The organism is Streptomyces sp. NPDC001513 (assembly GCF_042894695.1).
Taxonomy (GTDB): Bacteria; Actinomycetota; Actinomycetes; order Streptomycetales; family Streptomycetaceae; genus Streptomyces.
Genome location: NZ_JBIAVU010000029.1, coordinates 1 through 12,861 on the forward strand (window position 1 = coordinate 1; position 12,861 = coordinate 12,861).

Here is a 12,861-nt window from a genome sequence, read left to right on the forward strand (position 1 = left end):
AACGTGTCGAGGGGTCGGAGAGATCGGCCTCGTTGCGTTCGGCGCCCTGCGGGGATCACCCCGACACACACCCGACCCCGGCCCAACCGGCCCGGTTCGATCCCGGCCCTGCGGCCTTTCACCCGGGCCGCCCCAATCTGGCCTGGCCGCACACTTCAGCCTCGTTGCACCATCCAGCTTCGCCGCACTATTTCAGCCTCGCCGGCGTTTGAGGCGCGGGGTGCGGGGCGGAGCCCCGGTCTTTGAGCCGCACCATTCGGCCTCGCCGCACCATCCAGCCTCGCCGGCGATTGAGGCGCGGGGGCTGGGGGCGGAACCCAGTGGCGGGGCCAGGCCGGGGAGCGGCGGCCCGTCGTCGCCCGGCACGGGGGTGCGGGTGACGGCGGGCGCGGCTTCACGGGACGTCGTCGGTGGGTGGGTCGGCCTCGTACACGTGGGGGGTGTCCGCGGCCCACTCCACCAGCTCGGTGCCGCCGAGGACCACGTCGTCGGGGTCCGGCATGCCGGCCCGGCGGAGGAACTCGATGACGTCCTCGTCCGAGTGGGCCAGGCCGAGGGACTGCTCTCCGCTCGCGGTCCGCAGGGTCACCTGCCGGCCTCCCGACGGGAAGATCCGGTGTACGACGACGGGCGCATGACGCATACCCCCAGCCTCGCCCCCGGGCGGCGGCCCGGCACCCCGGGGGCTCAGGGCGTACGGCCGACCGTGGCAGCGGCGCCCCCCGCCGCCGGGATGCGGAACGTCGAGGGATCGGGGTAGGTGGCCTTTTCGGCCAGGAGGACCTCTTCGATCTCGGCCTTGAAGACCGGCTCGAAGAAGTCGACGTCCAGCAGCAGCCGCAGTCCCCGCCGGGTCGGCTCCAGCAGCGGGCGGGCCATGCGGGCGGCGCCGCCGGAGATGCCGGAGAAACCGGTCCGGGCCGTCGCCGATCTCCCGCCCACGCGTTCCTCGAAGCCGGCGGTGGCGTAGCCGACGACCAGCGCCAGCTCGGTGAGGAACCGCCGGGTCCCGAGAGCCATCTCCTCGGCGCCCTGCAGTGTCTGGACGGAGCCGCCGGCGACCTTGAAGTCGTCGCTGTTGCGCTTGAGGCCGCGCGCCTCGTACACCGCGTGCGCCTCCTCGAAGAGCCGCCCCGCCTCGTCGACCGCCTTCATCGCCGTCACCAGCTGGTCGATGTCGATCTCGCGCTTCACGCTGCCTCCCGATCCGGAACCCATGGTGCACAGACCGTAGGAGGCAAAGCGTGTGCTGCGGAACACCCGTGCGGCGGTCAGATCCGGGAGCCTCCGGGGCCGTCCGGGACCCCTCCTGCGGTGGTGGCTCCAACTCACCATGCCCTCTTGTGACTTGAGGCAAGTGTCTCAACAATGCACATGACAACCGAAGGATCTTCGGTCGCATTGTCAGCAGAGGGGAACCCCCACATGAAGAAGCCTCTCGCCGGTGCCCTGCTCTCGCTGCTCCTGATGGGAGCAGCGGTCGCCCCGGCCGTCGCCGCGCCGAACACCCAGGCCGCGCCCGCGGCGCCCGCCGTCGCCGTCAACTACGCCGGCACCGTGGCACTCAGCAACTGTTCCGGCTCCGTCGTCCGCGCGCCCGCCTCCCAGCCGAACGACCCCGCGCTCGTACTGTCCAACGGGCACTGTCTGGAGACCGGATTCCCGGCCGCCGGCGAGGTCGTCAAGGACCGGCCGTCCTCGCGCTCCTTCTCGCTGCTCAACGCGTCGGGCTCGAAGGTCGCGACCCTGCGGGCCAGCAAGATCGCGTACGGCACGATGACCGACACGGACGTCTCGATCTACCAGCTCACCAAGACCTACGCCCAGATCCAAAGCCAGTACGGCATCACCGCGCTGACCCTGAACGACGTGCGCCCCGCGCAGGGTTCGGCGATCAAGGTGGTCTCCGGGTACTGGAAGCGGATCTACAGCTGCAACGTGGACGGCTTCGCCTACCGCCTCAAGGAGGGCGCCTGGACCTGGAAGGACTCGGTCCGCTACACCTCGTCCTGCAACACCATCGGCGGCACCTCCGGCTCGCCGGTGATCGACACGACGACCGGCAAGGTCGTCGCCGTCAACAACACGGGCAATGAGGACGGCGGGCGCTGCACCGACAACAACCCGTGCGAGGTCGACCAGAACGGCAACGTGACGGTCCGCCAGGGCATCAACTACGCCCAGGAGACGTACATCATCGTCCCCTGCATCGCCCCCGGCAACAAGATCGACCTGAACCGCCCCGGCTGCCTGCTGCCGAAGCCGTAACCGCAGTACGTCCCCGCCCGTCCCGAAAAGCCCCACGGCCGGGCTCCGGGCGGGGATACTCGGACGCGTGGAACTGCACATCGATCACCGCTGGCTGCTGGAGCGGCAGGAGGCGCTGTTCAAGGACGTGGAGGTGGCCGACCACTCCGCCCTGGTCGCCGCCGTCGCCCGGCACCGGGTGAACACGCCCAGCCTGGAAGTGGACGACCCCGACGCCTACTGGCGCGCGGCCGCCCTGCTCGACGCGATCGTCCTGCTCCGGCCGCTCCCCGACTCCAACGAGTACTTCGCCTACGGGGTCGCCGTCGCGTACATCGAGGCCTCCGGCGCAGCCGTGGAGGCCTCCTACGCGCAGTGGCGCGACCTGATCACCGACATCCGCATGCTGCGCGTGAGCGTCTACGACGTGGCGGCGCGGCTGCGGTCCTGGCAGCCCGCCTGACGTCGGGCGGGGCCGTCAGCGCCTGCGCTGGGCGGGCGTGCCCACGAGGAGCGCGTCGGAGACCAGGCGCGCGCCGCGGGCGAGTCGGCTCAGCTGCTCGAGCTCCAGGGCGTACATCCTGATCGAGTTCTCGATGACCGTCTCGGCTATGCCCATCGTGGGCAGCTCGGCCCGGCTGGTCTGCAGGGCCGCCCGTACGGCACGCATCTCGTGCTGCAGCTGGAGCTGGACGTGGCGGGCGAGGAGCGCGTGGTGGCGGGTGAGCGTGAGGTAGCCGCCGTAGCGGGCCGGAAGCAGGTCCCGCAGCCAGCGCGTGGCCGTGCGCTCCCAGTCGTGCGTTCCGGGCGCCTTGACCTGCAAGGGCCAGTCCGGGCTGAGCGTAAACGTGGCCGTCTGGGGCATTCTCGTCACTTCCGAGTGGTGTCGAAGCTCTGATCGAGACGTTCTGGTGGGCGGCCTCGGCCCAGGGGTTGACCGAGGCCGCCATGGGCGCTCTGCGGGATCCGAAAGCCTGGACTCGACCGCGCGGCCGCGACGTGAGGAGGTTCGTCGTGCCGTGCGTGCGTTCGGGAGGACGTGGGGTCGTCCTCCTTGGCATCTGGTGGATCCGGAGCGCCGTCGTCAGTAAACATATATACCGTCGAGTAAGCAAGAGTATGAAAAATTTCATGCACGTCGAAAGCTGAATATCCCCTGGTGGAGCGGGCGAGCGGGCGCCCAAACCGGAGCGAACCGCCCTACAGGAAGAAGCCGTGGTGGTGGGCGACCTGCTCGTAGTCCTCCAGGCGCGCCTGCGTCCGCTCGGGATCCGCGTCGGCCATCGACTGGAGCAGGGCCGCGGAGAGCATGCCGGGCGCCGCGTACGAGTCGAAGACCAGGCGGGAGCCGGTCCCCGCCGTCAGGGCCACGTCCGCCTCGTCCACCAGCGGCCCCAGGGTGGGGTCCGTGATCAGGACCACGCGCAGCCCCGTACTGCGGGCGGCCCGGATGGCGGCCAGGGTCTCCTTGGCGTGCCGCGGCATGGCGAAGGCGAGGACCCAGGTGCCGCCGGCCGCCCTGGACTGGAGCAGCGCGTCGAAGGCGACGCTGCCGCCGCGGGTCACCAGCCGGACGTCGGGGTGGATGCGCCGGGCCGCGTACGCGAAGTACTCCGCCAGGGAGACCGAGATGCGCAGCCCCAGGATGGTCAGGGGCACCGAGGCGGCCAGCTCGCGGCCGATGTCCAGCACCTGGTTGGTGTCGGCGAGCAGCCGGCGCACGTTCTCCAGGTTCTCGATCTCGGCGTCCACGGCCGCCTGGAGTTCGTTGCGGCGGATCTGCTCGCGGGTGTCCGGGGCGCCGGCGACCGCGCTCAGCGCGATCGGCTGGAGCACGTCGCGCAGGGCGGGGTAGCCGCTGAAGCCGAGGGAGGAGGCGAAGCGGGTCACGGAGGGCTGGCTCACGCCCACCCGCTCGGCGAGCTCGGTGATCGACAGGAAGGCGGCCTCGGTGAGGTGGTCGATCAGGTACTGGGCGATGCGGCGCTGGCCCGGCGAGAGGCGCCGGCCGTCGAACAGGGCGAGCAGTCGGTCGGCCGGGGGGCGGACCTCCTCCGACGACTGGCCGCTCGGCTTGATCGCGGCCGCCTGCGCGCGTGCCTGCTGCCCCGATGACACCGGAGGGCCTCCTTCTCACGTCACTCGCGTTCCAACATAGCTCACGCCCCGTGGTCGTTGATGATCAGTCCTCGGCGCGGGCGGTGACGGGGGCGTCGGTGCGGTCGCCGAGGAACTCGTACCAGCAGTGCCGCAGGTGCGCGTAGCGGGTGTCCGCCTCGGCGAGGGCGAGGAAGGAGTCGATCGTCGAGGTCAGCCGCGCGGCGAGGCCCCGGTCGGCGAGGGCGCCGTTGTCGGAGAACGCGTGGTGGGCGTTGGCCAGGCTGAACATGTCGGGGTACACGCGGGCTCCGAGGTGCTCCAGCGGGACCCGCAGGGCCCACAGCCCGCGGTTGCCGCCGACCATCGACGGCGAGGCCGAGACGAGCAGGGTCTGCTTGTCCTTGAAGGGCTGCGGGCGACGGCGCGAGGCCCAGTCGACGGCGTTCTTCAGCGCGCCGGGGAGGGAGGCGTTGTACTCGGGCGAGGCGATCACCAGCGCCTGCGCGGCCTCCAGCCGCTCGCACAGGGCCAGTGCGCCCGGCGGCACGCCCTCGTCGGCCTCCGCGTCGCCGTCGTACAGCGGCATGGGGAAGTCGGCGAGCGTGGCGGCGTCCGCGACGGCGCCGGCCCTGGCCACCAGGGCGGCGGCCAGGGACGCGAGCCGGGCGTTGACCGAGCCGGTGCGCGAGGACCCGGACAGGACGAGCACGCGCAGCGAGGACCGGGAGAACGCGTCCTCGTGCGGGCGGGCCGGGTCCGCCGGGAAATGGTCGGTGTCGGTCGGGTTCATGCCCTCTCCCTGTGGTCGGCGTTGTCGGCTGCTCCGACGCCGGAACGGACGCGTGGACGGGCCACGCGCGGCGGGACCCGCACACACCGGTGTGCGGGTCCCGTCCGGGCCGCCGGGTCACTTCGCGCCGGGGTTCTCCCAGCGGTAGAACTCGTGGGCCATCGCGTCCTTCGGACTGCGCCAGGTCTCCGGGTTGTGCGGGCTGATGTAGGCCGTGAGCCGGTCGCTGAGATCCCGGAACTCGGGGTGCTCGGTGACCTTCGCGATGGCCGGGCCGGGCGGCCGGTCCGACTCGATCAGGTGCAGGTAGACGTCGCCGAACTGGAAGAGGCTGCGGCGCGTGACCCCTACGAGGTGCGGCAGTTCGCCCGCGTCGGAGCCCGCGAAGAGCTCGGCGATGTCGGGCGCCGAGCCCGGTGCCATGCGGGCGACGATGAGAGCGCGGTGCGGCTGGTTCATCCGGGTGCCTGCCTTTCGTTTCAGATTCGGCTGACGGCGGGCGTGCGGTTCTCGCGCTCGCGCTGCTCGATCTTGTCCCGGATGAGGGCCATCTGGATCGGGGAGTTGCGGTTGATGTTGTCGGTCATCCACGCGTCGTCGACCGGCGCGTCGGGCTTCATCGCGAAGTCCTGGGTCCACTTCATCCGGGTGCCGCCGGGCACCTTGAAGTACTGCCAGTGGATGTCCATGTGCGCGAAGGGGCCCGTTTCCACGCGCCGGGCCCGGACGGTGAGGCCCTTGCGGTCGACGGTCCGCTCCGAGACCCAGCTCCAGACCTTGCCGTTCTCGTCGGGGTGCATGGTCAGGCGGAAGCGGGTGGTGTCGCCCTCCTGGTCGAGGATCTCCAGCGAGGCGTACTCGCTGAACAGCTGCGGCCAGTTCGGGAGGTCGTTGGTCATCTCCCACACGACGTCCACGGGCGCGTTGACGGTGATCTCGTTCTCGGTGTGTCCTGGCATGTCAGGCTCCGGTCATCAGGCTGTTGTTGACGAGGTCGAGGAATTCCCCGGGGGTCTTGCAGCGGTCGGCGTGGGTGGGCAGGGCCCGCCCTCGCCGGTTCTCCAGTTCGCCGACGACGCCGAGCAGGCCCAGCGAATCGAGGCCGTACTCGTCGAAGGCGGAGTCCGGACGGCGTGCCATCTCGGTGGGATCGACGGTGATTCCGGCGGTCTTCATCAGCACCGCCAGCTCCTCCAGGGTCAGTCGGTCGGACATCTGGGTTCTCTCTTCCTACGAGGGGCTACTCGTTCGCCGACGCGCCCTTGCGCAGGACGAGCGCGGAGTTGGACCCCATCCGGCCGCGGCTCAGCACGAGCGCGGTGCGCAGCTCCGCGGGGCGGGCGCTGCCGGTCACCACGTCGAGGTCGTGGCACACGTCGTAGACGTTCGGGGTCGGCGGCACCACACCGTGCTCCAGGGCCAGGATCGCGGCCGCCGTGTCGAGGGCGGGGGCGGCGCAGTACGCCCTGCCCGTACCGGACTTGGGCGCCGTGACCGGCACCTTCCGCCCGTACGCGCCGAGGGCGGCGGTGAGGGCGGCGGCCTCGGCCGCGTCCGCCTCCGGGGTTCCCAGGGCGTCGGCGAAGACCACGTCGATCTCCTCCGGCGCGCAGTCGGCCTCCCGGAGCGCGCCCCGGATGGCGTGGGCCAGTCCCTCGCCGGCGGCGTCCCGCCGCCGGGTGCCGGTGAAGGTCGCGGCGTGGCCGGCCAGGACGGCCCGGACCGTGGCGCCGCGGCGGCCGGCCTCCTGCTCGTCCTCGACGACGAACATCGCGCCGCCCTCGGCGGGGACGAATCCGCAGGCCTTGTCGGTGAACGGCCGGTAGGCGCGCTCGGGGTCGTCCGAGGTGCTCAGCCCCTCGTACTCCATCTGGCAGACGATGGAGTACGGCGCGAGGGGCGCCTCCGTCGCCCCGACCAGCATGGCCCGGCTGCCCTGGCGGATCGCGCGGACGGCGTGCGCGAAGGCGTCCAGTCCGCCCGCCTCGTCGCTGCACACGACCCCGCAGGGGCCCTTCAGCCCGCGGCGGATGGAGATCTGGCCGGTGCTGGCGGCGTAGAACCAGGCGATCGACTGGTACGGGCCGACGAAGCGCGGCCCCTGTTCCCAGAGGTGCTGGAGCTCGCGCTGGCCGAACTCGCCGCCGCCGGAGCCGGCGGCGGTGACGACGCCGAAGGAGAAGGGATCGCCCTCGTAGTCGGCCCGGCCGAGCCGGGCGTCCTCCAGGGCGAGGTCGGCGGCGGCCAGGGCGTGGTGGGTGAAGCGGTCGGTCTGGACGAGGAATCGGTCCTCGACCATGGCGCCGGGGTCGAAGCCCCGGACCTCGCCCGCCACGCGCAGCGGCAGGTGTTCGCAGCCGGCCCGGGTGACGCGGTCGAGCACGCTGAGTCCGGACTGGGTCGCCTTCCAGAAGGCGCCCGCGCCCACGCCGTTGGGGGCGATGACCCCGATGCCCGTGATGACCGTACGGCTGGTCACGAGACCTCCTCCTTCGGCCGGGTCATGACGACGGCCGACTGGAAGCCGCCGAAGCCGCTGCCCACGGAGAGCACGCTGCGCAGTTTCCGGTCCCGGGCGACCTTGGGCACGTAGTCCAGGTCGCACTCGGGGTCGGGCGTCTCGTAGTTCGCGGTCGGCGGCACCACCTGGTGGACCATGGCGAGTACGCAGGCCGCGAGTTCGATGGCGCCGATGGCGCCGAGGGAGTGACCCACCATGGATTTGATGGAGGTCATCGGCGTCTTGTAGGCGTGGTCGCCCAGGACCTTCTTGACCGCCGCGGTCTCGTGGCGGTCGTTCTGCTTGGTACCGGAGCCGTGCGCGTTGACGTAGTCGATCTCGTCGGCGCCGACCCCGGCCTGGGCCAGGGCGGTTTCGATGGCCCGGGCCATCTCCAGGCCCTCGGCGGTCAGGCCGGTCATGTGGTGGGCGTTGCCGAAGGTGGCGTAGCCCCCGATCTCGCAGTAGACGGTCGCACCGCGGGCGCGGGCGTGTTCCAGCTCTTCGAGTACGAGGACGGCGCCGCCCTCGCCGAGGACGAACCCGTCCCGGTCGGCGTCGAACGGCCGGGAGGCGTGGGCCGGGTCGTCGTTGTTCGGCGAGGTGGCCTTGATGGCGTCGAAACAGGCCACGGTGATGGGCGATATGGGTGAGTCGGAGGCGCCTGCGATGCAGACGTCCATCCGGCCCTCCGCGATGGAGTGGACGGCGTACCCGATGGCGTCGAGTCCCGAGGTGCAGCCGGTGGAGACCGTCTGCACCGGGCCCCGCGCCCCGACCTCCTCCGCGACGGCGGAGGCAAGGGTGGCGGGTGTGAACGCGCGGTGCAGGAACGGGCCGGCCAGTTTGTGGTCCACGTCCCACCAGGAGCCGGACTGGCTCACGGCGACGTAGTCGTGCTCCAGACGGGTGGTGCCTCCGACGGCCGTGCCGAGGGAGACGCCGGTCCGCCAGGCCTCGTCCGTGCCGAGGTCGAGTGCCGCGTCGCGTACGGCCTCACGGGCGGCGACCAGGGCGAACTGGATGTACCGGTCCGCCCGGGCCGCTTCGCCCTCGTCGAGGCCGTGCGCGGCGGGGTCGAAGTCGACCTCGGCGGCTATCCGGGAGCGGAACCCCGTCGGGTCGAAAAGGCTGATGCCCCGCGTCGCCGTCCGGCCGTTGGACAGCAGGTCCCAGAAGTCGCGGACGCCGATCCCGCCGGGCGCGACGACTCCGACTCCGGTGACGGCCACCCTCCGGCGGGTCACGAGACCGCTCCCGTCCGGTCCGGAGGCTGCTCCCAGGCGGTGCTCTCCGGGTGCGGGGCCTCCTCGGTGTCGACGTGGCCGAGTTCGGGGCGCGGGGCGAGCGGGCCGAGGTGGAAGACCATGCGGGCCTCGACGTCCCCGACGTTGCGGAAGCGGTGGCGCACGTTGAGGGGGACGAGCAGGCCCTGGTCGGTGCGCAGCGGGTGGGCCTCGCCGTCGAGGTCGACCTCCAGCCGGCCGGCGACCACGTACACGAACTCCTCGGAGTACGGGTGGTAGTGCTCGGCGATGGATTCCCCGGGGGCCATGATCGCCATGCCCATGAAGCCGCTGGTGGAGCCCACCGACGTCGGGGTGAGCACGGCCCTCAGATCGCCTCCGCGCCGGCGGTTGGGCGGCGTCTCGCTGAGGTCCACGATGCGTGGGCGCTGTCTGGTCATGGCGGGTTCCTCCTGGCGTGTGGGGAGAGCCTGGACGGGGATGGGGGTCGAGACAGGGGGTGGAGCGAGGGGAGGGGGGTCGTGCTCCGGATGGATTCCCCGGCGGGGATCAGGACTGCGCGGGTGCCCGGCGGTCGGTGATCAGGTTCATGGTGTGGTGCGCGGGGCGAACGCGCCCGCCGGGCGCGGCCGTCAGCCGGGCGAGCACGGCCTCCTTGCGCGGGCCCGAGATGCCGAAGGTGATGTCGGGCTGGGCGTCGAGCGGGCCGCGCACGTCGATGAGGCGGACGACGATGTCGTCACGCTGGAAGATGCTGCTGCTCCGTACGGGGCTCTTCGGGCGGTGCGCGGCCGCCTCGTCCTGCCGGGCGAGGAACTTGGCGAGCGCCGCGCCGCAGCCGGGCTTGGCCGGGTAGAACACCGCGTGCCGCTGCACATCGGCGGGGTCGGACTCGGTGGCGGCGATGTGGTGGACCGCCGGGAGCGCGGCCCGCATGAAGAACATGCGCGCGGATTCCGGGTCGTTCAGGTTCCGGTCCTGTTCGAGGTAGGGGTTGATCGCCTCCTCGACGGCGCGTACCTCGGGCTGCTCCGAGACGTGCCGCAGGGCCGTCACCAGGTCGCCCTGGACCTCCACCGTGCGGACCACCCGGTTGCCGTGCATGAAGAGCGAGGTGCGGCACAGGCGGGTGTGGGCGTCGACGCGGGCGGCCGGGGAGGCGTAGCTGGAGAGGATGGCCGCGACCTCCTTCTCGCTGCCCGGCTTGACGGTGAAGGTGAGGGCGTGGCGCACGATTCCCGCGCCCAGCCTGGGTGTGGTCTGCAGGCGCGCCGTGGTCGGGCGCGCCGCCTGGTCGTAGCCGCGGCCGGTCTCGCGCAGCACGGTGAACTTGAGCGGGCGCATGTTGCGCGCGCACGCGCCCAGCGGCTTCACCTGTTCGGCGTGGTGCTCGCTGTTGACCCATGCGAGGTACTGCGGGGCGCTCTCCCACTCGCTGGTGATGAGCCACTGCGAGGGGTCCTCGAAGGATTGGCACAGCTGATCGCTGATGTGGCCCGGGACCGACGCGATGTCGTGGCGGAGCTGTTCGTACGCCTCGAAGAACTGCTGCTGGGTCCCCTCGTGGAGATCCATCAGCAGGACGACCCGGAGCATGGAGCCGTCGAAGGCTGACTGCGACACCCGTTCGGACAGGGTGGTTGTCATCTACTCACTCCTTCATGAGGGGGTGGAGATCCATCGCGTACGGACCCCTCGTCCGTCACCGGTGGCGTCCGCCCGGGCCGGCGGCCGCCTCCGTGGGGAACGGGCAGGCCGGCGCGTCTCAGGGGGAGCCGCTGTCGCTCATCGTCATCCGGGTGGCGACGTACCGCTACATGTCCGGATCAAGCGGGTGACAACCGGCGAATCAACTGGGCCTGATCGCGGATCGGGGGCATAAAGACTCCACTCCCCCACACAGAAAACAGGAGCCCGCAGCTGATGGAAGACAACGCCGATGTTCGCGTACCGGTTCTCGTCGTGGGCGGCTCCCTCGTGGGCCTGTCCACCTCGCTTTTCCTGAGCCGCCACGGAGTGAGGCACCTGCTCGTCGAGAAGCACTCCGGTACGTCCCCGCACCCGCGAGGCCGCGGCATCAACGCCCGGACGATGGAGCTGTTCCGCACGGCAGGGGCGGAGCGCGCGATCCGCCAGGCGGCGTCCGTACTGGAGGGCATTCAGGGCATTCTGCAGGCCCGGTCACTGACCGACCGCAGCGACCACAACTGGCTGATCAAGTCGATCGATCCGTCGGGGGCGATCGCCCGTTTCAGCCCGACCGGGTGGTGCCTGTGCAGCCAGAACAACATCGAGCCGGTGCTGGCCGCACAGAGCCGCGCGCAGGGCGCGGACGTGCGGTTCTCCACCGAACTGATGAGTTTCGACCAGGACGCCACCGGAGTGAACGCGGTCGTGAAGGACCGGTTGACGGGCGAGCACAGCACGGTCCGCGCGGACTTCCTGATCGCGGCGGACGGGCCGCGCAGTCCCGTGAGAGAACAGCTGCGGATCCCCCAGACGGGTAACGGCGAGCTGTTCCACAACGTCAGCGTCACCTTCCGCTCGGAGCGGCTCGTCCAGGTGCTGGGCGACCTGCGGTTCATCGTCTGCTACCTGATGCGCCCGGGGGCCGACGGGGCCCTGCTGCCGGTGGACAACCAGACGCAGTGGGTCTTCCACGCCCCGTGGCACCCGGAGCACGGCGAGACCCTGGAGGACTTCACCGACGAGCGGTGCGTGGACCAGATCCGCGACGCGATCGGCGTACCCGACCTGGACGTGGAGATCGGCGGCAAGGCGCCGTGGCATGCGGCCGAACGGGTGGCCGAGCGGTACTCGTCCGGTCGGGTGTTCCTCGCCGGGGACGCGGCCCACGAGATGTCCCCCACCGGGGCCTTCGGCTCCAACACGGGCATCCAGGACGCGCACAACCTGGCGTGGAAGATCGCCGCGGTACTGGACGGCTCGGCCGGCATGGGGCTGCTCGAGACCTACGAGGCCGAGCGGCTGCCGGTGGCCAGGGCCACCAGTGAGCGCGCGTCGGCCCGTTCGGCGGAGCACAGCCACCCGGGGTACGCGCCCCCGCCCACCATGGGCGGCGGGCCGGGCAGCGGGGTGCTCACCACGGCCATGGGCTATTGCTACCCGAGCGGCGCGCTCGTCGGCGGCGAGCCCGGCCGGCCCGTCATCCCGGAGAAGCTGCACATGGTCGGCGCCACCGGGACCAGGGCCCCGCACATGTGGCTGACCCGGTCGGGTGAGCGGATCTCCACCCTGGACCTCTACGAGCGCTCCTTCGTGCTGCTGAGCGGCGTCGGCTCGCCGTGGCGGGCGGCCGCGGAGCAGGTGGCCGAGCAGCTCCCGGTGCGGCTGGACGCCTACACCATCGGTTCCGGGCCGGCTGCCGACCTGGTCCAGGACGGCGGCGGCTCCGACTGGAGCGAGGTCCACGCGATGAGCGCCGAAGGCGCCGTGCTCGTACGGCCGGACGGGTTCGTGGCCTGGCGCTCAGAGGGCGCGGTCGCCGACCCCCGGGCGACGCTGCACGAGGTCCTCTCGACGGTGCTGCGCCGGGCGTGACCACCTCGTCTCCCCTTCCGCCGGCCGTGCACGCGGCCGGCGGAAGGGGTTCAGCGGCAGGCCCAGCAGCCCGCCCAGCAGCCGGGGTCGGGCCGGACGGCACGGCGGCGGCCGGCTTCGGATCCGACGCCGCCGCCCGCCGCACCGCGCGCCCGGGCCCGGTCTCCGTCCCGGTCACGGTCAGGGGAGTTCCGGTGCGCGTAACACGCGATGACGACCGCGAGCGCGGCCAGTTCCTCCGGGGCGGCAACGCCCCGCTCCACACGCAGCAGGCTCGCTATCGGGACATCGTTCGACATCGGCACGGCCTCTCTCACGGGGGCTGCGCGTGCGCCCGGCCGCGGCACGAGGGGCGGACCGGATCGGCGCCGACACGGGCGGCACACGGGTGGCTCGGTGCGCTGACGGGACGTGTT

16 protein-coding genes are annotated in these 12,861 nt (G+C 71.7%); 3 read left to right on the top strand and 13 right to left on the bottom strand.

Features of this window, described 5'->3' with window-relative positions; translation table 11 throughout:
* Window positions 1-394: 394 nt before the first annotated feature.
* Window positions 395-643, bottom strand: coding sequence for a hypothetical protein (locus ACFYZ4_RS39520; RefSeq protein ID WP_351302903.1), 249 nt, complete (start codon window positions 641-643; stop codon window positions 395-397).
* 44 nt (window positions 644-687) lie between these two features.
* A complete protein-coding gene (locus tag ACFYZ4_RS39525) occupies window positions 688-1,218 on the bottom strand; it encodes a hypothetical protein (protein ID WP_351302900.1) in 531 nt (176 codons plus the stop codon).
* A gap of 207 nt (window positions 1,219-1,425) precedes the next feature.
* Between ACFYZ4_RS39525 and ACFYZ4_RS39530 the strand changes: the two genes are divergently transcribed.
* Window positions 1,426-2,268, top strand: a complete 843-nt coding sequence (locus tag ACFYZ4_RS39530; RefSeq protein WP_351302897.1) for a serine protease — start codon at window positions 1,426-1,428, stop codon at window positions 2,266-2,268.
* A gap of 67 nt (window positions 2,269-2,335) precedes the next feature.
* On the top strand, window positions 2,336-2,710 hold the full coding sequence (locus ACFYZ4_RS39535; protein ID WP_390786288.1) for a toxin Doc: 375 nt from the start codon (window positions 2,336-2,338) through the stop codon (window positions 2,708-2,710).
* Window positions 2,711-2,725: 15 nt separating this feature from the next.
* Here the strand turns inward: ACFYZ4_RS39535 and ACFYZ4_RS39540 are convergent, their stop codons facing one another.
* The 10 genes from ACFYZ4_RS39540 to ACFYZ4_RS39585 form a co-directional block, all read right to left on the bottom strand.
* Window positions 2,726-3,112 carry a hypothetical protein gene (locus tag ACFYZ4_RS39540; protein WP_030723417.1) on the bottom strand — a complete coding sequence of 129 codons (387 nt, stop codon included), beginning with the start codon at window positions 3,110-3,112 and terminating at the stop codon, window positions 2,726-2,728.
* A gap of 335 nt (window positions 3,113-3,447) precedes the next feature.
* Window positions 3,448-4,365, bottom strand: a complete 918-nt coding sequence (locus tag ACFYZ4_RS39545; protein ID WP_351302892.1) for a MurR/RpiR family transcriptional regulator — start codon at window positions 4,363-4,365, stop codon at window positions 3,448-3,450.
* Between the two features lie 64 nt (window positions 4,366-4,429).
* Window positions 4,430-5,137 (bottom strand): NADPH-dependent FMN reductase, encoded by a 708-nt coding sequence (locus ACFYZ4_RS39550; RefSeq protein ID WP_390786289.1) that lies wholly within the window; start codon window positions 5,135-5,137, stop codon window positions 4,430-4,432.
* A 117-nt stretch (window positions 5,138-5,254) separates the two neighbouring features.
* Window positions 5,255-5,596, bottom strand: a complete 342-nt coding sequence (locus ACFYZ4_RS39555) for a TcmI family type II polyketide cyclase (protein WP_351302888.1) — start codon at window positions 5,594-5,596, stop codon at window positions 5,255-5,257.
* Window positions 5,597-5,616: 20 nt separating this feature from the next.
* Window positions 5,617-6,096, bottom strand: a complete 480-nt coding sequence (locus tag ACFYZ4_RS39560; protein ID WP_384349812.1) for an SRPBCC family protein — start codon at window positions 6,094-6,096, stop codon at window positions 5,617-5,619.
* 1 nt (window position 6,097) lies between these two features.
* The gene (locus ACFYZ4_RS39565) at window positions 6,098-6,352 is read right to left on the bottom strand and encodes an acyl carrier protein (protein ID WP_351302882.1); all 255 of its coding nucleotides are present in this window, start codon (window positions 6,350-6,352) and stop codon (window positions 6,098-6,100) included.
* A 25-nt stretch (window positions 6,353-6,377) separates the two neighbouring features.
* Entirely contained in the window at window positions 6,378-7,616 is a 1,239-nt protein-coding gene (locus tag ACFYZ4_RS39570) for a beta-ketoacyl synthase N-terminal-like domain-containing protein (RefSeq protein ID WP_390786290.1), read from the bottom strand.
* On the bottom strand, window positions 7,613-8,884 hold the full coding sequence (locus ACFYZ4_RS39575; RefSeq protein WP_384349818.1) for a beta-ketoacyl-[acyl-carrier-protein] synthase family protein: 1,272 nt from the start codon (window positions 8,882-8,884) through the stop codon (window positions 7,613-7,615). The genes ACFYZ4_RS39570 and ACFYZ4_RS39575 overlap by 4 nt, the downstream gene beginning before the upstream one ends.
* Window positions 8,881-9,324: a cupin domain-containing protein gene (locus tag ACFYZ4_RS39580; protein WP_351302873.1), complete on the bottom strand. Its 444-nt coding sequence runs from the start codon at window positions 9,322-9,324 to the stop codon at window positions 8,881-8,883. Before ACFYZ4_RS39580 ends, ACFYZ4_RS39575 begins: the two co-directional genes overlap by 4 nt.
* 109 nt (window positions 9,325-9,433) lie before the next feature.
* On the bottom strand, window positions 9,434-10,531 hold the full coding sequence (locus ACFYZ4_RS39585) for a SchA/CurD-like domain-containing protein (RefSeq protein WP_351302870.1): 1,098 nt from the start codon (window positions 10,529-10,531) through the stop codon (window positions 9,434-9,436).
* Window positions 10,532-10,807: 276 nt separating this feature from the next.
* Between ACFYZ4_RS39585 and ACFYZ4_RS39590 the strand changes: the two genes are divergently transcribed.
* Window positions 10,808-12,445: an FAD-dependent monooxygenase gene (locus ACFYZ4_RS39590; RefSeq protein WP_351302867.1), complete on the top strand. Its 1,638-nt coding sequence runs from the start codon at window positions 10,808-10,810 to the stop codon at window positions 12,443-12,445.
* 50 nt (window positions 12,446-12,495) lie between these two features.
* On the opposite strand, the gene ACFYZ4_RS39595 is transcribed toward ACFYZ4_RS39590, so the two are convergent.
* Window positions 12,496-12,744, bottom strand: a complete 249-nt coding sequence (locus ACFYZ4_RS39595) for an acyl-CoA carboxylase epsilon subunit (protein ID WP_390786291.1) — start codon at window positions 12,742-12,744, stop codon at window positions 12,496-12,498.
* Window positions 12,745-12,861: the final 117 nt, after the last annotated feature.